This is a genomic window from Rhizobium sp. 05N49 (assembly GCF_056396805.1).
On the sequence record NZ_JBFTME010000020.1, the window covers coordinates 21,904 to 46,809 of the forward strand.

Genomic DNA, 24,906 nt, shown 5'->3' on the forward strand with positions numbered 1-24,906 from the left:
CCAAGGAGATCACGGATGAACAGGAAGACCGACAATACCGAAGGATTCGACGCCGGCCGGCGGAGCCTTATGAAGGCGACAGGCGTCGCCGTCGCAGCACTCGGCGTCATTCCAGTGGCTGCCGCAACGCCGGCGTTCGCACAGACGAGCTCGTGGGACAAGGTGTTCCCGAAGAGCGACAGGGTCGACCACCAGAAGGTCTCGTTCAAGAACCGGTATGGCGTCACGCTGTCGGGCGATCTTTATCTTCCGAAAGAAAGGGGAAGCGGCAGGCTCGCAGCAGTCGTCGTCGGCGGCCCGTTCGGCGCCGTGAAGGAGCAGTCTTCCGGTCTCTATGCCCAAACGATGGCCGAGCGTGGTTTCGCGACCCTCGCATTCGACGGATCCTTTACCGGTGAAAGCGGCGGCGAGCCCCGCAACATCGCCTCCCCCGACGTCAACACCGAGGACTTCAGCGCAGCCGTCGACTTCATCGGCCTTCAGTCCTTCGTCGACCGCGAGCGCATCGGCATGATCGGCATCTGCGGCTGGGGCGGCATGGCACTCAATGCAGTGGCTGTCGACAAGCGGATCAAGGCCGTCGTCGCGAGCACCATGTACGACATGACCCGCGTCATGTCGAAGGGCTACAACGACAGCGTGACGCTCGAGCAGAGGACGAAAGCGCTGGATCAAATGAGCCGGCAGCGCTGGACCGATGCGGAGAAAGGCGCCCCTGCCTATCAGCCCCCTTACAACGAGCTCAAGGGAGGCGAAGCGCAATTCCTCGTCGACTACCACGACTATTACATGACGCCGCGCGGCTATCACGCCCGCGCCGTCAACTCTGGCAATGCCTGGTCGCAGACAACCCCGCTTTCGTTCATGAACATGCCGATCCTGACCTACATTGCTGAAATCTCGCCACGACCGATCCTGTTCGTCCATGGCGAGAAGGCGCATTCCCTCTACTTCGCGGAAACCGCCTTCGCCGCGGCAGCGGAGCCGAAGGAGCTTATGATCATCCCCGGTGCGAGCCACACAGACCTGTACGACCGGATGGACAAGATACCATTCGACCGGATGGCCGACTTCTTCGGACAGCATCTGGCATAAGCCCGCTTCGCCGGACGTCGTCGAGCCGGTGGCTGCGAGGACGCTGTACTACTTGAGAAGGATTTGAAGATGAAGAATATCGCTGCATCCATCGCAATCTCGGCGATCGCCGCGACAGGCGTCGAAGCCCAGGAAGAACGCCGCAGGATAGCTCCGCCGGCTGTATACGACGTCGCACCCGGCCTCGGCCACTTCACGGACGAGGTCCTGTTCGGCGAGGTCTGGGAACGAAAGGAACTCGCCCCGCGCGACCGCAGCCTCGTCACGGTCTCGGCAATCGTTTCTACCGGGAAAACGGCGCAGATCGCGGCACATGTCGGCCGCGCCCTCGACAACGGAGTAAAGCCTGCGGAGATCGGCGAGCTCATCACCCAGCTCGCCTTCTATTCCGGCTGGCCGAATGCCATCTCCGCGGTCGAGGAGACGAAGAAGGTCTTTGATGCTCGACAGATCGGAGCCGTCCGGAACAGCGAAGACGCACGCATGGAACTCGAGGCCACGGCCGAGGCTGCCCGCAAGGCCACCGTCGACACGACCGTCGCGCCAACGGCGGCGGTACTTTCCGATCTCACCAATCGCGTTCTGTTCGGCGACCTGTGGCGGCGGCCGGATCTTTCGGCGCGTGACCGGAGCCTCGTGACCATGTCGGCGCTGATCGCCATCGGGCAGCCCGAACAACTGCCCTTCCACGCCAACCGCGCCATGGACAATGGACTGACGGCCGCGGAGACCTCCGAAGTCCTGAGCCATATCGCCTTCTACGCAGGATGGCCCCGAGCCATGTCCGCCGTGCCCGTGCTCAAGCATGTCTTTGAGAAAAGGAAGGAAAACACTATGACTACACCGCAGCAGGACATCGAGATCACCCAGGCGGGCAGCGGCAGGACGCCGGGGCCCCTACAGTATTTCTCCGGACAGGTGGAAATCTCGGGACTTTACCAGGCCGAAGCGCCGGCCCGCGTCGGCGGCGCGAGGGTCTCCTTCGAGGCAGGCGCTCGTACCGCCTGGCACACCCATCCCCTCGGTCAGACGCTGTTCATCGTGAGCGGCCGCGGCTGGGTGCAGAGGGAGGGCGAAGAGGTCCAGACGGTTGGGCCGGGAGACGTAGTTTGGATTCCGCCCCATGTCCGACACTGGCACGGAGCGGTAAGTACCGAAGCGATGGCGCACTTCGCCGTGGCCGAGGCGATGAACGGAAGTTCCGTGACATGGATGGAGAAGGTGTCAGACGAGGAATACGAAAAAGGTTCGCTCGCTGATTGAAAGGCGTGTCACGATGGGATCTGTTTTCCCGTCGTCACTTTCCAACGTCCTCTATTCTGCCGCATAATTTCCGCCCAGTAAGCGGAAATTATTGCCGCTCGACCGTCCTGTTGACTGATGCCCAAAGCCAGGGCACAAAGGTGGCATCCACGGTCGCTCGCGATGGGAAAAGATAAGGAAAACAAAGGTGATTTCTCTAAGTCATTGAAATCATGTGAGAATCCAGGTTCCCCAGCCAAAATTTCTCTCCCGCTAAACTCTGCGATCTTCAGTTCATATCTTTTCTGCGCCCAATTTGCGCCAACCGCAGTAGCAAAACCTCAACCTTCCGCCGCTAGAATCACCCCAGCTCCCTGGAGACGATTCGAGCCATGAAGACCTTTTCTGCGATATTGCTGGCGGCACTTCTCCTTCCGGCCACCGCCCGAAGCGAGACGACCCAGAGCGAGACAGAATGGATGGGCGAGGCGCGACAGTGGTCGGTCGGGTTCGTCGGTGAGAAACCATCTTATTGCCGGCTGGTCTGGAACAACGAGCTCGGCAAGACGGTCGAATTCCGCCAGAGCCTCGATAGTGCCATGTGGCTGGTTTCGAAGGATGGCTGGGATATTCCCGAGGGCACGACGACCAAGGTGACGCTCATCGGCTATTCCGGCACCAAGGCTGTTGCGGCCGAAGCCTTCGACAGCAAAACGCTTCGCATCCTGCCGGCAACCGAGAAGACGGGCGTGGCTCAGATCAAGAAGGTCCTGAAGAATTCCTTTGTCGGCACGCCGGATATCGAGCTGGATTTTGCCGGAAATGAAGAGCCTTGGGTGGTGCCTTTCTCGCGGTTGCAACAGATGTATACGACCTATGTCAACTGCCTGAACCGCCTCGTCCCGGTCAATCGGGCCAGCCAGGTTTCGGACAAGACACAGCCGTTCTAGAGCGCGTTGCGATCACGCGGATTCGCTTGCCAGGCTTTACCTCGTCATCTCCCCCGCAAAACCGCCGAACACTTTTGCGCGATATGCTTTCGATGCCCGCGTTCTGCGTCGCCACGCCGCAGCAGCGCGCCACAAATTCGGCCTGCGCCACAATGATCCTCACCGTCGTCCCCGCTGCACTTGGTTCGTGCGGACAGTTGGATTGGTGTTCTTCCCATCTCAGGAGGCCCTTATGCAAAGGCTTCGTATCGCATTTCTCATGAGCGCCGCGGCAATCGCCGCCGCGCTTACCGGCCCGGCTGTGGCCGAGAGCCTCGATCACAAATCACCCGATACCCATGTCCTCGTCGTGCGATTACCCGATGGTTCGCTCGAGCGCATTCGCTACGCCGGTGACCGACCGCCGCAAATCCGGTTCGACAGTGAGCCGGATTCGGGCCTTTTCGATCCCTTCTGGCCTTCCGCTCCCTTTGCCGATCTGGACCGAATATCCGCGGCCATGGACCGCCAGGCTGCCGCGATGATGCAACAGGCAGACAGCATGATGCGGACATCGCCGGGCAATCAGACTGATGTCGACCTCAATGGGCTGCCGGCCGGCATGCAGGGCTATTCGATGGTTTCGACGATGTCCGGCAACGGCGTCTGCACCCGCAGCGTCCGTTACTTCGGCGGCGCTGACGGCAAACCGCATGTCGAGAGCAGCACGTCCGGAAATTGCTCGGCCGGCAAGGCAGCGGGCGCACCCTTGCCCGCCAAGGCGGCGCGACCGACCCTGAAGCCGAAAACCTCTGATATCATCGAGGTCAACGCTCAGCCGCCGGAATCGGATGGCGGCGCATCACGGACAAATCTTCTGCTTGCCAAGACGGCGAATTGACGGATGACGGCCAGAAGCCGTCAGCTGCTCGTCAGACGGAAATCTTGCTCCGTACCGCATCGGCGATCTCGGTCATGCGGTCTACGGGTGCGTGGCCAATGAGCATGAAGGCATGGGTGGCGTTCGCCCAATAGACGACATTCATGCCCTTGCGGCCTTCGATATCGGGGGCCTTCGGGCCGCCGTCGGAGGCGACGATGCAGAGCGCCATCGGGCCGGTCTCGGGATCCAGATAGGCGATCTGGGCGAGCGGCTTGCCATCATATTGCAGGATCTGGGCGCGCTTGAAATCGATGTCCGGCAGGGCGACCTGCTCCGGCGAGAGTTGCAGGCCGAGGTTGCCGTCCAGGCTGGCGAGCTGCGCTGCCTGCACATCTCTGGCCGGAACGGGACCGGCGAGCGTTTGAGGCGTATAGAGCGAGATATATTCGGCAACGACGGCGCGCCATTCGCTGTTTTCATCCTTGCGCGAGAAACTTGCTCCGACACCGATCATGGCGCGGTCGACGGCGACGCCGGCAACGACCGACGCGGCAAGCGCGCCGAGAAAGCCTCGACGGCTCACGAAGGCAGCCGGCCTTGCAGGTCGGGCGGCGGGAATGGCTGATAACATGGCTACGAGCCTTGCCCGCGGAGCAGCATCGAGCAGCGGCGCAAAGGCTTGCTTGTAAGGCAGGCTTGCCCGCGCCAGGAATTCCAGCCGTTCGACGACAGCCTCGTCTTTCTCGACCATGGCCTCGATCCGGGCAGCTTCTTCAGGCCCAAGTTCACCGTCGATGAAGGCGGTCAGTTCCTCGTCGGAGGGCATTGAGTGCTTCGTGTTCATTCAAATCCCCCCTACCGGTACGGCCTCGGAGAGCTTCGCGCGGGCAGCTGCCAGCCGGCTCATCACGGTGCCGATCGGAACATCGAGTATGGCGGCGACCTCGCGGTAGGAAAGCCCTTCCACATAGGCGAGGAAAACCGCCGAACGCTGCGCCTCGGGCAGCGCGTTCACCTGTTTCAAAACCTGGTTCGCCATGACATGCGTTTCGGTGTCGCGGGCGCCGTCAAAGGTGAGCGCCTCGTCTGCATCGACGAACCCTTGACCCTGGCGCACGCGACGGGCGCGGATTTCATTCAGCCAGATCGAATGCAGGATCGAAAACAGCCAGCGGTCGAGCCTTGTGCCTGCTACGAACTGATCGACCCGCTCCAGTGCGCGAACACAGGTTGCCTGCACAAGATCGTCAGCCACGTCGCGCTGATGCGAAAGGACGAAACCATAGCGCCACAGACGGTCGAGATGTTCCGCCAGGCCGCTCCTGATATCCGCTTCGCTCGCGATGGTCGCCTCCGCGCTGACTGGCTGTTTCAGAATCGCCGGTCGGGCCGGCGATTCTGTTCTGGCGCGACTATAGGCAGGAAATGTGGTATGTGCGACCGACATCCGGAAATACCCTTCAATCAACCTTGCCTCTCTCCTGCCTCGCGCAAGCTCAGATCTTCGACGGATCGATGATGGCAGCGTTGAGGTCCTGATACTCCTCGCATCCGGTGCCGCAGATCGCCTTGATTGTCGTCAGTTGCTCCTTGGCGAGGTCGAGCTCACCCTTGATGACATAGGCTTCGCCGAGATATTCGCGGACCTTGGCGTATTGGGGATCGAGCTTCACCGACTGCAGATAGTAGGAGATGCCCTCGTCCGTGCGGCCGAGCTTGCGGGTGGCATAACCGCGATAGTTCAGCCATTCGGCGTTGTTCTTGTCCTGGACCGTGTCGAGCATGGCGAGCGCTTCTTCATAGCGGCCGGCCTTGGCGAGCGAGTAGGCGTAATCGGTACGGTTGTCGTCCGTTACATTGGCGCTCTGCTGCTTGACGCATTTCTTTGCCTTCTTGTCGTAGATCTCGCCCTTCTTGCAGACCGGCATGGTGCTGCTGTCGTCGCCGATCGCGAAGACGGGGCCGGAGAAGACAGAAGCGGCAATGCAGCTGCCGAGCACGAGGGAAGCAATGCGGACAGTCTTGGTCGTCATGGGATAACTCCTCGGAAAATGACGTTGCGAGGAGTGAACACCGCTGCCAGCAGCTTTATTCGGCCGTCTCCAGAATTTTTCGGATCACTGCTTCGTGAAATGCATCAAGTCGAATAAACTCGCCAGCCGGCGTGTTTTCCGCTTGTTCCGCCGGGAACGACCAAGGAGAATATTGTGTCGCAATCCGTTAGACTCTTAAGTCTTGTCACCGCAGTTCCAGACCATATCATCCCGCAGAGCCAGGCTGCCGAAGCCTCGGCCCGCCTGTTCGCCGACCGCTTCAAGGAATTCCGTCACCTCGCGCGCGTCTTCGAGAATGCCGGCATCGCAAAGCGTCATGCCGCCCGCCCCCTCTCCTGGTTCGAAGAGACGCATGGCTGGCAAGACAGGATGGAAGCCTATGAAGAGGTCGCCGGTGCGCTGTTCGTTGCAACGGCAAAGCGCGCGCTTGATCAGGCCGGGCTAACCGTCGATCAGGTCGATTGCGTGGTGACGGTCTCCTCCACCGGCATTACTACGCCCAGCCTCGATGCGCGGCTCGCCGGCCGGCTCGGGTTTCGCGCGGATATCGAGCGCGTGCCCGTCTTCGGTCTCGGCTGCGCTGCCGGCGTTTCCGGTTTCGGCATCGCCTCGCGGCTGGCGCGCAGCCGCCCGGGTGCTGTCGTGCTCTTCGTCGCCATCGAGCTTTGCACGCTCGCCTTCCGTCTGGACGAGCTGACCAAACCGAACATCATCGCCACAGCGCTTTTCGGCGATGGGGCTGCAGCCTGCGTGCTGCGATCGGGCGAAGGCGGCGTGGCGGAAGTGGAATCGGCCGGCGATCACCTGTTTCCCGATACGCTCGATATCATGGGCTGGAAGATCGACGATACCGGGCTCGGCATCCTGCTGGCGCAGGGACTACCGCCTTTCGCAGAAAAGGAACTCGGCCCGGCAATCGATGGCATTCTGGCGCGCAGTGGGCTAAAGCGCGGCGATATCGACCGTTTCATCTGTCACCCCGGCGGCACCAAGGTGCTGACTGCGATGGAGAGCACGCTTTCAATGGCGCCCGATACGCTCGACATCGAGCGTTCGGTGCTTGCAGATTACGGCAACATGTCCTCGCCGACAGTGCTCTTCGTTCTCGAGCGCGCTATCAACAAAGGCCTGCCCGACCGGGCGGCTATGATCGCCATGGGGCCGGGATTTACGGCAAGCTGCGTAACATTGCGGAGGGTCGCATGATGTGGCCTTCCATCGCTCTCCTGACCTTCGTGACCGCCCAGAGGCTCTTCGAACTCGTCATAGCGCGCCGAAACACGCTGGCACTCTTTGCAAGGGGAGCGCGCGAGATCGCGCCCGACCATTACCCCTATATGGTGGCGCTCCATACGGGCTGGCTCGTCGGGCTCTGGATGCTGGCGGCGGGACAGCCGATCCAGTTCTTCTGGTTCTGTGTTTTCATGCTGCTGCAGGTGTTGCGGCTATGGGTGCTGGCGACGCTCCGGGAGCGCTGGACGACGCGCATCATCATCCTGCCTGGCGCCCCGCTCGTCGAAGGCGGCCCCTACCGCTTCTTCAAACACCCCAACTACATGATCGTGACAGGCGAGATCGCAGCCCTGCCTCTTGCCTTCGGCATGCCGTTTTATGCGCTGGTCTTTTCACTCCTCAATGCCGCCATCCTGACGGTGCGCATCAGGGCTGAAAATGCCGCACTGAAAAGCGCAATGATTTTGAAATGAAATGCGATTTTTCGTTTGCGCCGCCGCATCGAGATGGGCATTTTAGCTCTCAAAATGCAGTGGAATGCAGGCGAAAATGACCAAAAACGCAATCGTGCTCGGCGCTGGTATCGTCGGGGTTTCGACGGCCATTCATCTTCAACGCCGCGGTCGGCAGGTGACGCTCATCGACCGCAGGGAGCCGGGTAACGAAACCTCCTTCGGCAATGCCGGCCTGATCCAGCGTGAAGGGGTCATGCCCTACGGTTTTCCGCAGCAGCTCGGGCTGCTGCTGCGCTATGCGCTGAACAACCGTATCGATGCGCATTATCACCTTAAGGCACTGCCGAGCCAGCTCGCCTTCCTCGCCCGCTACTGGTGGAACTCCAATCCGAAGCGGCACGAGATGATTACCAAGGCCTATGCGCCGCTGATCGAGAATTCGATCATCGAGCACAAGGACCTGATCGAGGCGTCGCATGCCGAGGCTCTGATCCGCAGGGACGGCTGGATGAAGATCTTCCGCACCGAGGCCAAGCGCGATGAGGCCTTCGTGGAAGCTGCCGGCTGGAAGGATCAGTTCGGTGTCAGCTACGAGAGCCTGACATCTGCCGATATTGCCCGTCTGGAGCCGAGCATCACAGGGAATTTCGTTGGCGGTTTGCGCTGGGTCGATCCCTGGTCGGTTCTCGATCCGCATGCGCTGACACGCGCCTATCGCAGTTACTTCGAAAGCCTCGGCGGCCGGTTCCTGACCGGCGATGCGGCATCGCTCGGGCCGGTCGGATCCGGCTGGAAGATCATGACGTCAGAGGGCTCGCTGGAGGCCGATGATGCCGTACTGGCGCTCGGTCCCTGGGCAGCCGTCGCAACGCGCCGTCTCGGCTATTCCTTCCCGCTCGGCGTCAAGCGCGGCTATCACATGCACTACGGTGTGCAAGGCAATGCGGTGCTCAACAACTGGACGCTCGATTCTGAGCGCGGCTACTTCCTGGCCCCGATGAACCGTGGCGTGCGCCTGACGACGGGGGCCGAATTCGCAACGCTGGAGGCATCGAAAACGCCGGTGCAGCTCGACCGGGCCGAAGCCGTAGCGCGGACGATATTTCCGTTGGGTGAGAGGCTGGATCCGGAACCGTGGATGGGTGCACGGCCCTGCACGCCTGACATGATGCCCATCATCGGCAAGGCACCACGCCATCAGGGCCTGTGGTTTGCCTTCGGCCATGCCCATCATGGGCTGACTCTCGGGCCGGTGACCGGACGCGTGCTGGCCGAACTGATGACCGGAGAGACGCCGTTCATCAATATCGCGGCCTATTCGCCCAATCGGTTCAACCCGTAATGCCAATGGCGGCGAGAGCCTGCAGGGCCTTCGCCGCTATATCCTCGATCGTATCGTCGATATCGACGGTTACGACACCCTTTTCGCCTGTCGGCACTTCCAGTGTCTGCAGCTGGCTTTCCAGCAACGACGTCGGCATGAAGTGACCCTTGCGGTGCGCCATACGATCCGTCAGCAGTTCTTTCGAGCCTTCGAGATAGACGAAATAAAGGTTGTCGCCAGCTGCCGCCCGCAAACGGTCGCGGTAGATACGCTTCAGCGCAGAGCAGGAGACGATGATGCCTTCGCCCTTGGCAAGCGACGCGTTCATCGTCTCGCCGATACGGTCGAGCCAAGGCATCCGGTCCTCATCGGTCAGCGGAATACCCTTCGACATTTTCTCGACATTGGAAGCGGGATGCAGCGCGTCGCCTTCGACGAACGGCAGGCCGAGGCCTGCCGCTATCTTTTCGCCGATCGAGGATTTGCCGGAACCACTGACACCCATGACGATGACTGCATGGAGGGTTCCGTTATTCTCGGTCATCGCTGATCTCGCTCATCGTTGCTGCGTGGAATGCCTACGGGTTTATGAAGCCGCAGGCAACGCAGCATTCTTGCGTGCAAGACGCGCCCTGATCGTTTCGACATCCGCGCGCGGCGTCGCTGCAAACAAGGTCTTGGTATAGTTGTGCTGCGGGTCGTTGAAAACCTGTTCCCGCGTGCCGTATTCCACCGCCTCCCCGAAATACATCACCATCACTTCGTCCGCCATGTAGCGCACGACCGAAAGGTCGTGGCTGATGAAGACATAGGTGAGGTTCAGCTCGTCCTGCAGGTCGGCGAGCAGGTTCAGCACCTGTGCCTGCACCGACAGGTCGAGTGCGGAAACCGGCTCGTCGAGAACCAGGAGGCGCGGCTTCAGCATCAGCGCGCGGGCAATCGCGATACGCTGGCGCTGGCCGCCCGAGAACATATGCGGATAGCGATTGAAGTGGACGTCCTGCAGGCCGACCTTCTTCAGCATCGCCATCGCCAGATCGCGGCGTTCGGCCGCCGGCGTATTGGTGTTGATGAGCAGCGGCTCCATCAGGATATCGCCGATCTTCTTGCGCGGGTTCAGCGATCCGTAGGGATTCTGGAAGACGATCTGGACCTTGCGGCGGATTTCCGGCGTCAGGTCGCCCTTGAAGATATCGACCTTCTTGCCGTCGATCAGAAGATCACCCGAGGTTGCCGGGTCGATCATCGTTACGATACGGGCGAGCGTCGACTTGCCGCAACCACTTTCGCCGACGATTGCCAGCGTCTTGCCCTGCTCGACGGAGAAGCTCACGCCCTTGACGGCATGGACCGTTCTCGCCTTCTTGAACATGCCGCCCGGCAGGTAATAGTCGCGGACGATGTTCTTTGCTTCGAGGACTGGCGTCATCAGGCCGCTCCCTCCACAGTCTTGTTCGGATTGAAAAGTTCGCCGATGGTCGGCAGCCGGTCGCCCGTCGCATTGTCGGGAAGTGCTGCAAGCAGGGCCCGCGTGTAATCGCTCTTCGGGGATTCGAAGAGCGAGAGAACATCGGCCTCTTCCATCTTGCGGCCCTTGTACTGAACGATCACCCGGTCGGCCGTTTCTGCAACCACGCCCATATTGTGGGTGATCATGATCAGGCCCATGCGATGTTCCGTCTGCAGGCGCATCAGCAGATCGAGGATCTGCTTCTGGATGGTCACGTCGAGCGCGGTGGTCGGCTCGTCGGCGATCAGAAGCTTCGGATTGCAGGCAATTGCAATGGCGATCATGACACGCTGGCACTGGCCGCCCGACATCTGGTGCGGGAAATGGCCGAGCCGTTCTTCCGGATCGGGAATGCCGACCGCCTGGAAAAGCTCGATCGCGCGCTTGCGGCGGGCCGCCTTGTCGAGGCCGAGATGGATTCTCAGCACTTCCTCGATCTGGAAGCCGACCGTGAAGCAGGGATTGAGGCTGGCGATCGGCTCCTGGAAGATCATCGACATATCCTTGCCGATGATCTCGCGCCGCTTGGCGCCGGACATGCCGAGCAGGTTCTGGCCGTCAAAGAGCATCTTGTCGGCCGTCACCTTTGCCGTCCAGGGCAGAAGGCCCATGGCAGCAAGCATCGAGACGGACTTGCCCGAGCCGGATTCGCCGACGATCGCCAGAACTTCGCCGGCATCGACCTTAAGCGAGACGCCGTCGACGGCGCGGAAAGGCCCGGTCGAGGTCTGGAATTCGACGACGAGATTTTCGATTTCGAGAAGCGCCATCTCAGGACCTCTTCATCTTGGGATCAAGCGCATCACGCAGGCCATCGCCCATCAGGTTGATGGCGATAACGGTAATCAGGATGGCAAGACCCGGAAATGTTACGACCCACCAGGCGCGCGAAATGAACTCGCGGGCTTCGGCAAGCATCGTGCCCCATTCGGGTGTCGGCGGCTGGGCGCCCTGCCCAAGGAAGCCAAGGGCGGCGGCATCGAGGATCGCCGCGGAGAAGGCAAGCGTCGCCTGGACGATCAGCGGTCCCAGGCAGTTCGGCAGGATCGTCTTGAACATCAGCCGGAACGTGCCGGCGCCTGCGACGCGGGAGGCGACCACATATTCCTTTTCACGCTCGGCCATGACGGCAGCGCGCGTCAGGCGCACGAAATGCGGCTGGTTGACGATCGAGATCGCGATCATGGCATTGAGCAGGCCAGGCCCGAGAACCGCAACGAGCACGAGGGCCAGAAGCAGCGACGGGAAGGCCAGGATGATATCCATGAGGCGCATGATGACGATATCGACGCGACCACGGAAATAACCGGCAACGAGGCCGATCAGAACGCCAGCAACCACCGACAGCGTCACGACCACGACGCCGATGAACAGCGAGAAGCGTGCGCCGAAGATCAGACGCGACAGGATATCGCGGCCGACGGCATCCGTGCCGAGCGGATAGGAGAAGCTGCCGCCATCCATCCAGAAAGGGACGGAGAGCAGGAGCTGGCGGTTCTGCTCGTTCGGCGCATGCGGGGAGACGAGCGGTGCGAAGATCGCCAGCAGAAGGATGATGAGGAAAACGAAGAGGCCGATGACGGCGCCCTTGTTTCGCGAGAAGTAGTACCAGAATTCCGTGAGGCCGGAGGGCTGGTCGGATTTTGCAGTAACCGTGCTCATGAACCGCTCCTAGTGCCTGATACGCGGATTGATGAAGCCGTAGGCCAGGTCGACGATCAGGTTCACCAGCATGATGATGCCGGCGATCAAGAGGAGACCACCCTGGACGACTGCATAGTCGCGTTTGAAGACAGCATCGACCATCCACTTGCCGATACCCGGCCAGGAGAAGATCGTCTCGGTCAGAATGGCGCCTGCGAGCAGCACGCCAACCTGCAGGCCGATCGTGGTGATAACAGGGATCATGGCGTTTCTGAGTGCATGAACACCGACGACACGGAGCGGCGCGAGACCCTTGGAGCGGGCCGTGCGCACATAGTCCTCGCCGAGCACTTCGAGCATGGCCGAGCGGGTCTGGCGGGCGATCACCGCAAGCGGAATCGTGGCAAGCACCACGGTCGGCAGAATGAGATAGCTGACGGCCGAGGCGAAGGCGCCCTTCTGGCCGGACAGAAGACTGTCGATCAACATGAAACCGGTGACCGGCTTGAAGAAATACATCAGCGAGATGCGGCCGGAGACCGGCGTCCAGCCCAGATAGCCGGAGAAGAAGATGATGAGCAGCAGGCCCCACCAGAAGATCGGCATCGAATAGCCGATGAGGGCAACACCCATTACACCCTGGTCGAACCATGTGCCGCGTTTGACGGCTGCAAAGACACCCGCCGGCACGCCGAGAAGGACGGCCACCAGGATGGCGCAGAGCGACAGCTCGAGCGTTGCCGGGAAAAGCGTGAAGAACTCGCCGAGTACAGGGCGCTTGGTGACGATCGAGGTGCCGAGATCGCCATGCAGCACTTTTCCGAGATAGTCGAAATACTGCGCATACATGGGCCGGTCGAAACCGAGATCGTGCATGATCTGTGCATGACGTTCGGGTGCCATGACACGTTCGCCCGACAATAGCATGACGGGGTCGCCAGGAAGCAGGCGGATGAACGAGAAGGCAATGAGCGAAACGCCTAGGAAGGTCGGTATCAGGACTGCGAGGCGCCCGATGAAAAATCGCAACATAGCAGGTTGTCCAATAGTTTCCGGCGGTCAGGTAGAACCTGACCGCCGGTCAAGCCCGGTTTTGCCGGGCAGTTTATCATTTTTCTTATTCGGCGATATCAACGCCGTCGAAGCGGTGAATGCCGAGCGGGTCCATGAAGAAGCCCGACACCTTCTTGCTGACCGGTACGAAAACCAGCGAGTGGTCGAGTGCTGCCCAGGGAGCTTCCTTCTTGAAGATCACCTGTGCTTCTTCGTAGAGCTTCGTACGCTCAGCAACGTCAGCCGTCTGCTTGGCCTTGGTCATCAGAGCGTCGTAGTCCTTGTTGCACCACTGAGCGCGGTTGTTGCCGCCGACAGCGTCGCAGCCGAGCAGCGTGTCCATGAAGTTGTCCGGGTCGCCGTTGTCGCCGGTCCAGCCGAGGATGACGGCGCCATCGCGCTTCACATCGGAGGAGAGCTTCAGATATTCAGCCCATTCATGGGTGACGATCTCGACGTTGACGCCGATCTTGGCAAAGTCGGCCTGCATCAGTTCGGCGGCGCGGCGAGCGTTCAGCATGTACGGACGCGAAACCGGCATTGCCCAGATCTTCATCGACAGATCCTTGACGCCAGCGGCTTCGAGAGCCTTCTTGGCACCGTCCGGATCGTACTTGTCGTCCTCGACCTTGTCGTTATAGGACCACATGGTCGGCGGGATCGGGTTCTTGGCAACCTGGGCTGCGCCCTGGAAAACGGCGTCGATGATCGCCTGCTTGTTGATCGCCATGTTCAGCGCGCGGCGAACTTCCGGCTTGTCGAACGGAGCCTGCTGGGTGTTGTAGGCGAGGAAGCCGACGTTCAGACCCGGCTGTTCCATAACCGTCAGGTTCGTGTCCTTCTTCAGCTCGGCAACGTCGGCTGCGTTCGGATACGGGATCAGGTGGCATTCGCCGGCCTTGAGCTTCTGGGCGCGAACAGCAGCGTCGGGGGTGATCGCGAAAACGAGATCGTCGATCTTTTCCTTGCCCTTGAAATAGGCTTCGTTGGCCTTGTAGCGGATAACGGCATCCGGCTGATAGGCGACGAAGGTGAARGCGCCCGTGCCGACCGGCTGCTGGTTGAACTGGGCCATCTTGCCGTCAGCAGCGAGCTTGTCGGCATATTCCTTGGAAACGATGGAAGCGAAGTCCATCGCGAGGTCAGCCAGGAATGGCGCTTCCGGATGGTTCAGCGTGAACTTGACCGTCAGGTCGTCAACCTTCTCGACCGACTTGATGAGATCGGGGAAGCCCATGCCGGCAGCGTATTCGTAGGAACCGCCTTCGACATACTTGTTCCACGGATTGTCGGACTTGATCTGGCGCTCGAAGGAGAAGACGATGTCGTCAGCGGTCAGATCACGCGACGGGGTGAAGAAATCGGTCGTCTGGAACTTCACGCCAGGATGCAGCTTGAACGTATATTCCTTGCCATCCGGGGAAACCGTCCAGCTGTCGGCGACGCCAGGCTCGATCTCCGTACCACCGTGCTTGAACTCAACGAGGCGGCTGTAAACCGTGCGCGAAGACGCGTCGAAGGTCGTGCCCGCCGTGTAGAGGCTCGGATCGAAGCCTTCCGGCGATCCTTCGGAGCAGTAGACAAGCGTCTTGGAATACGCGGCGGTGGCCATGACCGAAGCCAGGGCTGTCGCTGCGAGCAGGACAGAGAACTTTTTCATGATGTCGTTTCCCAGGTTTGTTCTTTTTTGATCTTTAGAGATCGGGAGCTCATTACCCCGATCAGCGGGCCGATGGAACGATATTTATTTGCTGAAAGCAACGGCATCCGCAGAAAATTTTTCCAGAAAAGCAATTTTAGAAATTTTCGGTCAAAAATAGGCCAAAATTTGCAAGATTGAGGCAGATTTCATCCGATTCCCGTCGCTTTTGGTATAATTTCGCGTCGCGAAACGGCTTTGAAAGCGGTTTCAAGCCGGCCTGATATATCACTACTCCGTGAGCGCCAACAAAAAAACCACGGCCATCGAAAGCGACCGTGGTTCATAAGGCAATCGGAATAATTCTGATATCAGGCAGCTGGTGCCGGAACAGCCGGTTTGCGCAGATCACCGGTGAGGCCAAGCAGAAAACCGATCTGCGGCCGCGCCTTGACCAGATCGTCAATCGAATATTCGGTCAACACGTCGAAGAAAGCATTCAGCGCCTTGCGCAGCGCAGAGTTGAGGCCGCAACTGTCCACCAGAGGGCATTCGATGGCACCATCTTCAAAGCATTCAGCCATGGCGAAGCTGTCTTCGGTGACCTTCACGACATCGAAAAGGCTGATATCAGTCGCCGGCCTGCCAAGGCGCACGCCGCCGTTGCGGCCGCGCACGGTTTCGACCAGGCCCGCCTTGTTGAGAGGCTGCAGGATCTTGAACAGGAAGAGCTCGGAAACACCATATGCCCTGGCAATCTCCGGGATCCGGCTCAACTGTCCTTCATTGGCTGCACAATACATCAACATGCGAACCGCATAGTTGGTCTGCTTCGTCAACCGCATGCCAATCTCCTGAATCGTCTTTGCAAGGGGTATATAGTGGCATTCGCAGTTTTGAACAATTCCAAAATATGAAATTCACATTCAGCTTAACTGAGGCCGATTGCCGCTGGCTTCAGCCTTGTGAAAACCGCGAAACTACAATCAAAGAAAAAGAGGGCCTCTCGGCCCTCAATTTCTGATTTCAGGTCTCTTTAGCCTTACTTCATCGTCGGCATGACGAATTCGGCGTCGCCCTTGATACCCGAGGGCCAGCGCGCGGTGATAGTCTTGGTCCGGGTCCAGAACTTGATGGAATCCGTACCATGCTGGTTGAGGTCGCCGAAGCTCGAAGCCTTCCAGCCGCCGAAGGAATGGTAGGCAAGCGGTACCGGGATCGGAACGTTGATGCCGATCATGCCAATATTGATGCGGGAGGCGAAGTCGCGGGCCGCATCGCCGTCACGCGTGAAGATCGCAACGCCGTTGCCGTATTCATGCTTCATCGGCAGGGACAGCGCTTCTTCATAGTTATGGGCGCGGACGACCGAGAGGACCGGTCCGAAGATCTCGGTCTTGTAGATGTCCATCTCGGGCGTGACGTGATCGAACAGGCAGCCGCCGACAAAATAGCCGTCTTCATAACCCTGAAGCTTGAAATCGCGACCATCGACGACGAGCTTGGCGCCTTCTTCGATGCCCTTGCTGATCAGGCCCTGGATGCGGTTATAGGCATCCTTGGTGATGACGGGACCCATGTCGGCCTTGTCGTCGGTGTAAGGGCCGATGCGCAGGGACTCGATCTTCGGCACCAGCTTTTCAACGAGGCGGTTGGCAGTTTCCTCACCGACCGGGACGGCAACGGAGACGGCCATGCAGCGCTCGCCGGCCGAACCGTAGCCGGCGCCCATCAGGGCGTTGACGGCCTGGTCCATATCGGCATCGGGCATGATGATCATGTGGTTCTTGGCACCGCCGAAGCACTGCGCGCGCTTGCCGTTCGATGCAGCCGTTCCATAGACGTAACGGGCGATCGGCGTGGAGCCGACGAACGAGACGGCACCAATATCGGGATCGGTGAGGATCGCATCAACGGCAGTCTTGTCGCCGTTGACCACGTTGAGGATGCCAGCCGGCAGACCAGCCTCGATCATCAGCTCGGCAAGGCGGATCGGCAGAGAGGGATCGCGCTCGGAGGGCTTCAGGATGAAGGCATTGCCGCAGGCGATCGCCGGAGCAAACATCCACATCGGGATCATGCCCGGAAAGTTGAAGGGCGTGATGCCCGCGCCAATGCCGACCGGCTGGCGGATCGAATACATGTCGATCGCAGGACCGGCACCTTCGGTGAACTCGCCCTTGGCAAGATGCGGGATGCCGCAGACGAATTCACAGACTTCGAGGCCGCGGATCACATCGCCTTTGGAATCCTCGACCGTCTTGCCGTGCTCGCTGGAGAGCAGCGTCGCAAGCTCATCCATGTGCTGGTTCAGGAGATCGACGAACTTGAAGAAGACGCGTGCACGACGCTGCGGGTTGGTGGCAGCCCATTTCGGCTGCGCGGCCTTGGCGTTTGCAACGGCGGCGCGCAGTTCCTCGACGCTTGCGAGCGCCACCTTTGCCTGCACTTCGCCGGTCGCCGGATTGAAGACGTCGCTGGTGCGGCCGCTGGTGCCGGCAACCTTCTTGCCGCCAATGAAATGACCAATCTCACGCATGGGTATTCCTCCTGATATTCTGGATCGCACAACAATCGCACTTCAATTTTCACAAATCAATGCGCTATAATAAGCAACCGTTGTGCGTAAATTGTAGTTCTACGACTGCAGTGAGTGCTCCTGCTACAAAACTGGCACCACATAGGAACAAGTCAAAGGGAAGATCGAACCGATGAGTGAGAAACCTATTGTCAGAATGGCGGAGCTGGAGATCGATCCAGATACGATCGAAACCTACCGGGCGCTGCTGATCGAGGAAATCGAGGCATCAGTCGCGCTGGAAGACGGTGTCCTTTCTCTGAATGCCGTCTCCATCAAGGATCATCCGAACATAATCCGTATCCTTGAGGTCTACGCCGACCGGGACGCATACGAGGCTCATCTGCAGACGCCGCATTTCCTCAAATACAAGAAGGAGACATCAGGCATGGTGACATCGCTGACGCTGATCGACGTCGATCCGATTGCGATGCGCTCAAAACCATGAACTGGGATGACGTACGAATTTTCCTGGCCGTCGCCCGCACAGGGCAAATCCTAGCCGCATCGAAGCGGCTGGGGCTCAATCACGCCACGCTCTCGCGCAGGCTGACCTCGCTGGAAGAGGCGTTGAAGACACGTCTTTTCATCCGCCGCACAAATGGGTGYGAGCTGACCGCAGAAGGCGACATATTCCTTGCCTCGGCAGAACGGATGGAGACAGAAATGCTCGCCGCGCAGGCCAATCTCGGCCACACCGATACGGCCATTGCGGGAACGGTGCGCGTCGGCGCGCCTGACGGCTTCGGTGTTTCTTTTCTTGCGCCACGCATGGGCAGGCTGATCGAGCGCCATCCGGCACTGAAGATCCAGCTGGTGCCGGTGCCGCGCTCCTTTTCGCTGTCTCAACGCGAAGCGGATATCGCCATCACGCTGGAACGACCGGAACAGGGCCGGCTGGTTTCCTCCAAGCTTACCGATTACACGCTTGGGCTCTACGCATCGGCGGAATATTTGACGCAACACAAAAAGCCCGGCGATATCGATGACCTGAAAGCGCATCCGCGCATCGGCTACGTCGAAGACCTGATCTTCACTGCTTCCTTGAATTTTTCGGGCGAAGTGATGCGCAGCTGGGACGCGGGTTTCGAGATCTCGACGGCGATAGGCCAGACGGAGGCCGTGCGCTCGGGTGCGGGGATTGGCATTCTGCATGACTATATCGCCCGGCAGCATGAGGAACTCGTACGAATCCTGCCGCTGGTTTCCATTCGCCGCGCCTATTGGACGACCTATCACGAAAGCGCACGCGATCTTGTGCGCGTGCGCAGCGTCATCGACTTCCTGCAGGAACTCGTCGACGAGGAGAGGCAAATCTTCCTTTGAAGCCTTTTCTGGTTCGAAGATGCTTCGCCGGTTCCTCGTTCTCATCAGGATTGGGAAGCGGTGTTTCATCCGGCAACCGGTCAGGCTCCGGCTCCTTGATCGGCGGCACCGGTTTCCAGCCCGGTGAAGGCATCGGCGGGTGGTCGGGAATGGGTTCGTTCGGGACGGACATGGCCGGCTCCTTTACGATAACAATATCCGGTTATTTATCTTGGCTGACGGCTTCGGCAGCGCGCATCGGCATGCTGTCGATGATGGCGAAAAGTTCCGATGATGTGATCGGCTCGCTGACGTTCAGCTTCACCGTGCCGTCCTTGCCGAACAGGAAGGCGGCGAATTCACCCAGGTCAGGCGCACCGAGTTCTTTCCGGAGCGCTTCGCCATCCAGCCCGTCGCTGCTTCCGAAGACCGGTTTTATGCTCGATCCAACGAGCTTGAGGACGACCATATCGCGTTCGTCGAGCGCATCGCGATCGGCAAGTAACTGGTTTTCCTGTCGTGCTGCGCGGGAATTATCCCGGTCGGCAATCACAACGAAGACGCGGTTCTTCCACTGGAACTGTTCGAGGCTGGCGACGGCTGCGTAAGCCGCATTGGTCTCGTCGATCTTCGTTGCGCCGTAAAGAAGGGTCTTGGACATACATATACTCCCGTCACCGGTGAACGGTGCGGGAGCCGCAAGAGTTCCAACCATGTTGCTTTAAAAGGGACGACGGCCGATCAGAAATTGCTGATCGGCCCCGTCGCTACGTCAGATATGCAGAAACGCAGAAATCGGAACCTGCAGGGCTGCAGCAATACGCCTCAGCTTTGCGGGATCGGTGCTTTCGCCGTTTTCAATTTCGAGGATTTCGCCATTGGCCAGACCGCAGGTCACTGCGAGGTCTTCAATACTGTAGCCAACCGCACTGCGTGCGCCCTTAACCGCAGCTGCCACGTCGATCGGGGAAACAGCGGTCGATTCCTCTATATTCTGAACAGAAATGGACATCAAATTCTCCTTAATGCCTCGGTGGACTGTCCCTACCCCCAGGCGGCAAGCCGCCAGCATTTCGCGACGCAACGAAAACATTGGGCAATTGCTGCATCGCACCGCACATAAATAGGTAAACTAATGTTAACGGCAATAGCAAAATGCGAGGAGGCATCATTTTGACGTCAAAAAGCGCCGATGCCGTGCACTGCCGAACAGGAATACCTACTTATGGGAGAGAATGGTACGGTTGGGGGGTCTCGAACCTCCGACCTCAGGTGCCACAAACCTGCGCTCTAACCAACTGAGCTACAACCGCACAATTGCCGCGCTCGGCGCGACGGGGGTCACATACGAGGACTTGAACTTTAATTCAAGCCCCGATTTGCCTTCAATATACAAAAAGGCCAAACACGCGGTCCAGCCTTTATTGCATATGGCGATTGTCGATCAGGCAACCTTGAAGGATGCCATGGCCTTTTCAGCTGCTTCCTTGGAAGGCTTTGCAACCTTCTCGGCAACCTGCTTGGTGGTTTCCTGCAGCGCCTTCGCCTGCTCGACGGTCACTTCAGCCTGCTTGCGCAGGAAGGAGGTCTGCAGCTCGAAGAATTCGGCGACGGACTTGACGCCGAGAAGCGCTTCCATGTGGGAGAGCGAGCTTTCGGCGTTGACGCGCAGCGCGTCGATCGCCTTGAGGCCGATTTCAACGCTGCCGGCCTGCGCGGTCTGCACCGTTGCTTCCAAGGTCTTGCCGGCTTCTTCGCCTGCAGACTTCAGCTTGGCATAGGCTTCCTTGGACTGCTGAGCACCCTTTTCGGCGAAGTCACGGAAGGACTCAGCCAGCTTGCTCGGGTCGAAAGAGGCAATTGAAAAAACGTCATCGGTCTTTATGGTAGCCATCGGATCGCGTTCCTTTAAGATGGGCAAAGCTCCTGCCCGCGATAAATTGGATGGATCTTATATAAGGCATTCCGTTGTGCATTGCAACATTATTGTGCGACGCACAATACGTTAACCTTTCCGGCCGAAAGCTCCCGGCTCTTCTGGACCGGTCGCAGACCTGCAGTTATTAATAAGCAGTTAATTTGAAGAGGCCGAAAGCGACAGGTTCGATCATGCCCGCAGTCCAGTATCCGTTCATCGATATTGCCGTTCATGCGCGGGTTCGTGAACGATTTTCGCGTGGCGAGGCCATGGTCCTGTTCTCGGGCGACCTTTCCCGTCTGCTGTGGGCAAACGGTGCGGGAGCCGAGCTTTTTGGCCATACTGCGGTCTATGATCTGCTCGACCAGGGCATCAGCCACGCCGATATCACCTTTCGCCAGCTCGAAGCGACTGCCCGCCAGCTCAGCGAAGTCGGCGACCAGAAAACCTTTGTCATCCGCATCGCCAAGGGCTTCCAGCGCGTTCAGGCTCCGGCTTCATCGGAGCTCATCCGTCTCGCCTCGGGCGAGAAGGCAATCCTGTTTTCCGTCCCGGTCTCCACTCGTCCACTGACAGCGGGCGCAAGCGCTGCGCAGATGCTGCAGGGACTCGATGATCCGGACACGCATATGGCGGTGATCGGGGCCGAAGGTGACGTCATAGCCGCTTCGCCAGGTTTCGCCTCGCTCGGCATCACTCAGCAGGCGGCAAGGACACTCATCACGCTTGCCGGAGCCCATCCGGACCGGCTGGTGAAGCGACCGGTCGCAACCGGTCGTGGTTATCTGCCGGCTGCCGTCGGCAAACTCAACGACGAGCCCGCACTCCATCTTCTCTTCGCCGTCGAGACGGCAATCGGTCATCTCGACCCGATCGAGCCCTCCGCCAATGTCGAAGAGCCTGCGCCGCAGGAAATTCCACCGGCAGAAACCGCAGTGGCTGATATCGCTGGTGTCGCGGCGCCTGCGGCCGGCTTTACCGAAGCCGAGGCGATCGATGCCGTTTCCGGCATCGAAGAAGTCGAGGAAACGCTGGAAGACATTACCGGCGAGACGGAGGACCCAGTCGAGGTCAGCGAACCGGCAGCAATCGAAGCCCAAGCCGAGCCGCAGGTGGATGAAGGCGTTTCCGGTCCTGAAGTCGACGTCGAGAATACCGACGGGCAGATGGAGCAGCCGATCGAGGCGTCTGCTGCAACCGAAGCAACCGTGGAGACAGATGCAGAAGCTCCGGTTGCCGAACAGATCGAGCCGTCCGCTTCCGTCGCCGAAAACTTCGCGGCAGCACCCGTGGTTCCGGATGAGCCTGACAGCGCCCTGAAAAGCAGCTTCGTCTTCAAGCCGAACAGCCGCGCCACCCGCTTCGTCTGGAAGATCGATGCGGAAGGCCGTTTCAGCGAAGTTTCGCATGAGTTCGCCGAAGCTGTCGGCCCGCACGCGAGCAACATCATCGGCAGCGCTTTCTCGGACATCGCTGCCCTCTTCAACCTCGATCCGGAATCAAAGCTCTCCGAGGCCCTGGCACGTCGCGACACCTGGTCCGGCAAGACGATCTACTGGCCGATCGAGGGCACGAGCCTCGTCGTACCGGTCGATCTTGCCGCCCTGCCGACCTACACACGCAACCGCGACTTCGATGGTTTCCGCGGCTTCGGGGTGGTGCGTCTGTCGGACGCGCAGGAAGATCCTCTGGCGCTCGGACTGACGCTGGGGCCAGACGGCATCGGCCATGATGCCTCCTATCTTGGACCGGCCAACGAAACGGTGCCGGAAGAGGCTGAACTGCCGCGAGAGCAATCTGACGAGGTTGCCGAGGCTGCGCCACAGGGCGAAGATGCAGTAGCTGCCGTCGACGAAAACACCGGCTCGGAAGTGGAAGCAGCAGAAGAAGAAACCGTCCCGGAAGAGACGGTTGCTTCGGAACCTGTCGACGAGGAGCAATCTGCCGCCGAGCCAGTTGCCGAGCATCGTCACGAGCCGCGCGACGGGCAGGACGAGCCGCCAGCGCTGCGTCTTTCCGAGACGCCGAGCCGCCGCTTCACCGACAAGATCGTACAGTTGCACAGTGCGGGCAGCGGTCTGACGGCTGCCGAGCAGGCAAATTTCCGTGAAATCGCCAAGCGCCTCGAGGCCTTCGGCGCGCGCAACGACGAGCCGGTCACGCCGCCGCAGCCGGAGCCTGATGCCGAACAGGCATCCGCCCCAGAAGAGACAGTTAACCAGCCTTCCGTCTTCGAACCGACAGTACCTCAGGAAGCAATCTACGAAGCCGCGGCAGAACCGCTGGCGGAAGAGGCTGCCGCCGAAGTGGAAGAAATTCCTGCAGCTGAAGCGGAAGACGAGGTGACGGAAGGTCTGCAAGAGACGGTCAGCCAGATCGAAGTCTTGACCAGCTTCATTCCGCCGCGCGTGAAGATGACGGACGGGCTTTCGGCTGCGACCGTCGATCTGCTGCCTGTTGCGGTACTGATCCATGCCGGCGACCAGCTGATCCATGGCAATCCGGAGTTCATGCGGCTGACGGGCTATAATTCCGTCGAAGCCCTCTCCGAAGTAGGCGGCATCGACGCACTGCTGCAGCGCCACGACCTCGAAAACGGCACGGGTACGATGATGCTCGTCAAAGCCGATGATAGGTTGGTACCGGTCACGGCCCGCCTGCAATCGGTTCGCTGGGAAGATTCCAACGCCCTGATGCTGGCGCTGATGCCGGTCGAAAGCCGCGAAGAAGGCAAAGGCGAGGTTATCCGCCTCGACCAGCGCACCGACCGGATGGTGGAGAAGGTCGCCAAACTGCAGGTCGAGGTGGAGGAATTGCGCTCGATCCTGGAGACGGCGACCGATGGCGTCGTGGTCATCGGCACGGAAGGCGATATCCGCTCGATGAACCGTTCGGCAAGCGCCCTCTTCAACTACGACGAACAGGAAACGCGCGGCAAACCCTTCGTCATGCTGTTTGCCCATGAGAGCCAGAAAGCGGTGCTCGACTATCTGCACGGGCTTTCCGGCCACGGTGTCGCAAGCGTGCTGAATGATGGGCGCGAGGTGATCGGTCGCGAGGCTGCAGGCGGCTTCGTGCCGCTGTTCATGACCATGGGGCAACTGACCTCTTCCAACGGTTATTGCGCCGTCATCCGCGATATCACCCAGTGGAAGCGCACCGAGGATGAGCTGCGCAATGCCAAGGGCGCAGCCGAAACCGCCAATGCCCACAAGACGGATTTCCTTGCCCGCGTCAGCCATGAAATCCGCACGCCGCTCAACGCCATCATCGGCTTTTCCGACATGATGGCGAGCGAGCGCTTCGGGCCGATCGGCCATCCGCGCTACATCGAATATGCAAACGACATCGGCCGTTCCGGCCGCCATGTTCTCGATATCGTCAACGACCTGCTCGATATTTCCAAGATCGAGGCGGGTGAGATGGATCTCGACTTCGCCTCCGTCGGCCTCAACGAAGCGATCTCGGAAGCAGTGGCACTGGTGCAGCCGCAGGCAAACAGCCAGCGAGTCATCATTCGCACCGCCTTATCGCAATCGGTTCCGGATGTGGTCGCCGACCTGCGCTCGATCAAGCAGATCGCACTGAACATCCTGTCGAACGCCATCCGCTTCACGCCATCAGGCGGGCAGATCGTCGTTTCCACATCCTATGAGACGAACGGCAGCGTGGCGGTGCGGGTGCGCGATACCGGCATCGGCATGACGCGCAGCGAACTCGACCAGGCAATGAAGCCATTCCGGCAGGTGTCCTCCACGCAGTCGCGTCATCGCGGCGACGGCACCGGTCTCGGCCTGCCGCTCACCAAGGCAATGGTCGATGCCAACAGGGCGATTTTCTCGATCAATTCTGCGCCGAATGAGGGTACGCTGGTGGAGATCACTTTTCCGTCACAACGTGTGCTGGCGGGTTAAAGCCTCGTTCTCCGCGCAATTTCAAACGCAGACCCGCTTTGCGTCTCTTCTGGAAACGCTCGCCAAAGAAAAGGCAGCCGATGGCTGCCTTCGAGAGTTGGTGCTGGTAAAACAAGAGCTTAGTCTGAGA

Annotated in this window: 25 protein-coding genes and 1 tRNA gene; 10 read left to right on the forward strand and 16 right to left on the reverse strand. The window is 59.9% G+C overall.

The genetic code is table 11. From position 1 onward, the window contains the following. Positions 1–15: 15 nt before the first annotated feature. The 4 genes from AC1DF8_RS28980 (at position 16) to AC1DF8_RS28995 (ending at position 4,167) form a co-directional block, all read left to right on the forward strand. Positions 16–1,095, forward strand: a complete 1,080-nt coding sequence (locus AC1DF8_RS28980) for an alpha/beta hydrolase (protein WP_478155998.1) — start codon at positions 16–18, stop codon at positions 1,093–1,095. Between the two features lie 69 nt (positions 1,096–1,164). Continuing rightward, entirely contained in the window at positions 1,165–2,358 is a 1,194-nt protein-coding gene (locus AC1DF8_RS28985) for a (R)-mandelonitrile lyase (RefSeq protein WP_478156000.1), read from the forward strand. A gap of 371 nt (positions 2,359–2,729) precedes the next feature. Next, positions 2,730–3,287, forward strand: a complete 558-nt coding sequence (locus AC1DF8_RS28990) for a hypothetical protein (protein ID WP_478156002.1) — start codon at positions 2,730–2,732, stop codon at positions 3,285–3,287. 232 nt (positions 3,288–3,519) lie between these two features. Beyond that, on the forward strand, positions 3,520–4,167 hold the full coding sequence (locus tag AC1DF8_RS28995) for a hypothetical protein (protein WP_478156004.1): 648 nt from the start codon (positions 3,520–3,522) through the stop codon (positions 4,165–4,167). A gap of 31 nt (positions 4,168–4,198) precedes the next feature. Here AC1DF8_RS28995 and AC1DF8_RS29000 read toward each other — a convergent pair whose 3' ends face one another. The 3 genes from AC1DF8_RS29000 to AC1DF8_RS29010 are packed head-to-tail and all read right to left on the reverse strand — an operon-like array spanning position 4,199 to position 6,182. Then, entirely contained in the window at positions 4,199–4,993 is a 795-nt protein-coding gene (locus tag AC1DF8_RS29000) for an anti-sigma factor family protein (protein WP_112969813.1), read from the reverse strand. Further along, a complete protein-coding gene (locus AC1DF8_RS29005; protein WP_478156007.1) occupies positions 4,994–5,596 on the reverse strand; it encodes an RNA polymerase sigma factor in 603 nt (200 codons plus the stop codon). It abuts the gene before it with no gap. Positions 5,597–5,645: 49 nt separating this feature from the next. Beyond that, positions 5,646–6,182, reverse strand: coding sequence for a tetratricopeptide repeat protein (locus AC1DF8_RS29010; RefSeq protein WP_113015368.1), 537 nt, complete (start codon positions 6,180–6,182; stop codon positions 5,646–5,648). Between the two features lie 174 nt (positions 6,183–6,356). Here AC1DF8_RS29010 and AC1DF8_RS29015 point away from each other — a divergent pair, with 174 nt between their 5' ends. From AC1DF8_RS29015 to AC1DF8_RS29025, 3 genes are all read left to right on the forward strand, one after another. Continuing rightward, on the forward strand, positions 6,357–7,409 hold the full coding sequence (locus AC1DF8_RS29015) for a type III polyketide synthase (RefSeq protein ID WP_112541472.1): 1,053 nt from the start codon (positions 6,357–6,359) through the stop codon (positions 7,407–7,409). Further along, positions 7,406–7,909 carry an isoprenylcysteine carboxyl methyltransferase family protein gene (locus AC1DF8_RS29020; RefSeq protein ID WP_478156010.1) on the forward strand — a complete coding sequence of 168 codons (504 nt, stop codon included), beginning with the start codon at positions 7,406–7,408 and terminating at the stop codon, positions 7,907–7,909. The genes AC1DF8_RS29015 and AC1DF8_RS29020 overlap by 4 nt, the downstream gene beginning before the upstream one ends. A gap of 76 nt (positions 7,910–7,985) precedes the next feature. Further along, complete coding sequence (locus AC1DF8_RS29025; protein WP_478156012.1) at positions 7,986–9,233, forward strand: NAD(P)/FAD-dependent oxidoreductase; 1,248 nt, start codon at positions 7,986–7,988, stop codon at positions 9,231–9,233. On the opposite strand, the gene AC1DF8_RS29030 is transcribed toward AC1DF8_RS29025, so the two are convergent. The 8 genes from AC1DF8_RS29030 to AC1DF8_RS29065 form a co-directional block, all read right to left on the reverse strand. Further along, positions 9,223–9,759, reverse strand: a complete 537-nt coding sequence (locus AC1DF8_RS29030; RefSeq protein ID WP_478156013.1) for a gluconokinase — start codon at positions 9,757–9,759, stop codon at positions 9,223–9,225. The genes AC1DF8_RS29025 and AC1DF8_RS29030 overlap by 11 nt on opposite strands. 42 nt (positions 9,760–9,801) lie before the next feature. Then, on the reverse strand, positions 9,802–10,644 hold the full coding sequence (locus tag AC1DF8_RS29035) for a dipeptide ABC transporter ATP-binding protein (protein WP_478156015.1): 843 nt from the start codon (positions 10,642–10,644) through the stop codon (positions 9,802–9,804). Beyond that, a complete protein-coding gene (locus tag AC1DF8_RS29040; RefSeq protein ID WP_112541476.1) occupies positions 10,644–11,495 on the reverse strand; it encodes an ABC transporter ATP-binding protein in 852 nt (283 codons plus the stop codon). The genes AC1DF8_RS29035 and AC1DF8_RS29040 overlap by 1 nt, the downstream gene beginning before the upstream one ends. A 1-nt stretch (position 11,496) precedes the next feature. Further along, complete coding sequence (locus tag AC1DF8_RS29045; protein ID WP_112541477.1) at positions 11,497–12,387, reverse strand: ABC transporter permease subunit; 891 nt, start codon at positions 12,385–12,387, stop codon at positions 11,497–11,499. A gap of 9 nt (positions 12,388–12,396) precedes the next feature. Next, positions 12,397–13,401: an ABC transporter permease subunit gene (locus tag AC1DF8_RS29050; protein WP_112541478.1), complete on the reverse strand. Its 1,005-nt coding sequence runs from the start codon at positions 13,399–13,401 to the stop codon at positions 12,397–12,399. 85 nt (positions 13,402–13,486) lie between these two features. Next, positions 13,487–15,082 carry an ABC transporter substrate-binding protein gene (locus AC1DF8_RS29055; protein ID WP_018115076.1) on the reverse strand — a complete coding sequence of 532 codons (1,596 nt, stop codon included), beginning with the start codon at positions 15,080–15,082 and terminating at the stop codon, positions 13,487–13,489. A 350-nt stretch (positions 15,083–15,432) separates the two neighbouring features. Next, positions 15,433–15,906 carry an iron-responsive transcriptional regulator RirA gene (gene rirA / locus AC1DF8_RS29060; RefSeq protein WP_018115077.1) on the reverse strand — a complete coding sequence of 158 codons (474 nt, stop codon included), beginning with the start codon at positions 15,904–15,906 and terminating at the stop codon, positions 15,433–15,435. Between the two features lie 197 nt (positions 15,907–16,103). After that, complete coding sequence (locus AC1DF8_RS29065; protein ID WP_113015372.1) at positions 16,104–17,600, reverse strand: CoA-acylating methylmalonate-semialdehyde dehydrogenase; 1,497 nt, start codon at positions 17,598–17,600, stop codon at positions 16,104–16,106. Positions 17,601–17,772: 172 nt separating this feature from the next. Here AC1DF8_RS29065 and AC1DF8_RS29070 point away from each other — a divergent pair, with 172 nt between their 5' ends. Both AC1DF8_RS29070 and AC1DF8_RS29075 read left to right on the forward strand, forming a co-directional pair. After that, complete coding sequence (locus tag AC1DF8_RS29070; protein WP_112969822.1) at positions 17,773–18,087, forward strand: putative quinol monooxygenase; 315 nt, start codon at positions 17,773–17,775, stop codon at positions 18,085–18,087. Continuing rightward, positions 18,084–18,965, forward strand: coding sequence for a LysR family transcriptional regulator (locus tag AC1DF8_RS29075; protein WP_478156019.1), 882 nt, complete (start codon positions 18,084–18,086; stop codon positions 18,963–18,965). The genes AC1DF8_RS29070 and AC1DF8_RS29075 overlap by 4 nt, the downstream gene beginning before the upstream one ends. Here AC1DF8_RS29075 and AC1DF8_RS29080 read toward each other — a convergent pair. The 5 genes from AC1DF8_RS29080 to AC1DF8_RS29100 form a co-directional block, all read right to left on the reverse strand. Next, a complete protein-coding gene (locus AC1DF8_RS29080; protein ID WP_478156021.1) occupies positions 18,913–19,137 on the reverse strand; it encodes a hypothetical protein in 225 nt (74 codons plus the stop codon). The genes AC1DF8_RS29075 and AC1DF8_RS29080 overlap by 53 nt on opposite strands. Before the next feature lie 30 nt (positions 19,138–19,167). Continuing rightward, positions 19,168–19,605 (reverse strand): DUF4174 domain-containing protein, encoded by a 438-nt coding sequence (locus tag AC1DF8_RS29085; RefSeq protein WP_478156023.1) that lies wholly within the window; start codon positions 19,603–19,605, stop codon positions 19,168–19,170. 111 nt (positions 19,606–19,716) lie between these two features. Then, entirely contained in the window at positions 19,717–19,956 is a 240-nt protein-coding gene (locus tag AC1DF8_RS29090) for a helix-turn-helix domain-containing protein (RefSeq protein WP_018115082.1), read from the reverse strand. Between the two features lie 224 nt (positions 19,957–20,180). Then, a tRNA-His gene (locus tag AC1DF8_RS29095) sits at positions 20,181–20,257 on the reverse strand. A gap of 131 nt (positions 20,258–20,388) precedes the next feature. Then, positions 20,389–20,838 carry a phasin gene (locus tag AC1DF8_RS29100; RefSeq protein ID WP_018115083.1) on the reverse strand — a complete coding sequence of 150 codons (450 nt, stop codon included), beginning with the start codon at positions 20,836–20,838 and terminating at the stop codon, positions 20,389–20,391. Positions 20,839–21,053: 215 nt separating this feature from the next. Between AC1DF8_RS29100 and AC1DF8_RS29105 the strand changes: the two genes are divergently transcribed. Beyond that, a complete protein-coding gene (locus AC1DF8_RS29105; RefSeq protein ID WP_478156025.1) occupies positions 21,054–24,776 on the forward strand; it encodes an ATP-binding protein in 3,723 nt (1,240 codons plus the stop codon). Positions 24,777–24,906: the final 130 nt, after the last annotated feature.

Coding starts and splice junctions, on each gene's coding strand:
- AC1DF8_RS28980 (WP_478155998.1), top strand. CDS start 16: ATGAACAGGAAGACCGACAATACCGAAGGATTCGACGCCGGCCGGCGG.
- AC1DF8_RS28985 (WP_478156000.1), top strand. CDS start 1,165: ATGAAGAATATCGCTGCATCCATCGCAATCTCGGCGATCGCCGCGACA.
- AC1DF8_RS28990 (WP_478156002.1), top strand. CDS start 2,730: ATGAAGACCTTTTCTGCGATATTGCTGGCGGCACTTCTCCTTCCGGCC.
- AC1DF8_RS28995 (WP_478156004.1), top strand. CDS start 3,520: ATGCAAAGGCTTCGTATCGCATTTCTCATGAGCGCCGCGGCAATCGCC.
- AC1DF8_RS29000 (WP_112969813.1), bottom strand. CDS start 4,993: ATGAACACGAAGCACTCAATGCCCTCCGACGAGGAACTGACCGCCTTC.
- AC1DF8_RS29005 (WP_478156007.1), bottom strand. CDS start 5,596: ATGTCGGTCGCACATACCACATTTCCTGCCTATAGTCGCGCCAGAACA.
- AC1DF8_RS29010 (WP_113015368.1), bottom strand. CDS start 6,182: ATGACGACCAAGACTGTCCGCATTGCTTCCCTCGTGCTCGGCAGCTGC.
- AC1DF8_RS29020 (WP_478156010.1), top strand. CDS start 7,406: ATGATGTGGCCTTCCATCGCTCTCCTGACCTTCGTGACCGCCCAGAGG.
- AC1DF8_RS29025 (WP_478156012.1), top strand. CDS start 7,986: ATGACCAAAAACGCAATCGTGCTCGGCGCTGGTATCGTCGGGGTTTCG.
- AC1DF8_RS29030 (WP_478156013.1), bottom strand. CDS start 9,759: ATGACCGAGAATAACGGAACCCTCCATGCAGTCATCGTCATGGGTGTC.
- AC1DF8_RS29035 (WP_478156015.1), bottom strand. CDS start 10,644: ATGACGCCAGTCCTCGAAGCAAAGAACATCGTCCGCGACTATTACCTG.
- AC1DF8_RS29040 (WP_112541476.1), bottom strand. CDS start 11,495: ATGGCGCTTCTCGAAATCGAAAATCTCGTCGTCGAATTCCAGACCTCG.
- AC1DF8_RS29045 (WP_112541477.1), bottom strand. CDS start 12,387: ATGAGCACGGTTACTGCAAAATCCGACCAGCCCTCCGGCCTCACGGAA.
- AC1DF8_RS29050 (WP_112541478.1), bottom strand. CDS start 13,401: ATGTTGCGATTTTTCATCGGGCGCCTCGCAGTCCTGATACCGACCTTC.
- rirA (WP_018115077.1), bottom strand. CDS start 15,906: ATGCGGTTGACGAAGCAGACCAACTATGCGGTTCGCATGTTGATGTAT.
- AC1DF8_RS29065 (WP_113015372.1), bottom strand. CDS start 17,600: ATGCGTGAGATTGGTCATTTCATTGGCGGCAAGAAGGTTGCCGGCACC.
- AC1DF8_RS29070 (WP_112969822.1), top strand. CDS start 17,773: ATGAGTGAGAAACCTATTGTCAGAATGGCGGAGCTGGAGATCGATCCA.
- AC1DF8_RS29080 (WP_478156021.1), bottom strand. CDS start 19,137: ATGTCCGTCCCGAACGAACCCATTCCCGACCACCCGCCGATGCCTTCA.
- AC1DF8_RS29085 (WP_478156023.1), bottom strand. CDS start 19,605: ATGTCCAAGACCCTTCTTTACGGCGCAACGAAGATCGACGAGACCAAT.
- AC1DF8_RS29090 (WP_018115082.1), bottom strand. CDS start 19,956: ATGTCCATTTCTGTTCAGAATATAGAGGAATCGACCGCTGTTTCCCCG.
- AC1DF8_RS29100 (WP_018115083.1), bottom strand. CDS start 20,838: ATGGCTACCATAAAGACCGATGACGTTTTTTCAATTGCCTCTTTCGAC.
- AC1DF8_RS29105 (WP_478156025.1), top strand. CDS start 21,054: ATGCCCGCAGTCCAGTATCCGTTCATCGATATTGCCGTTCATGCGCGG.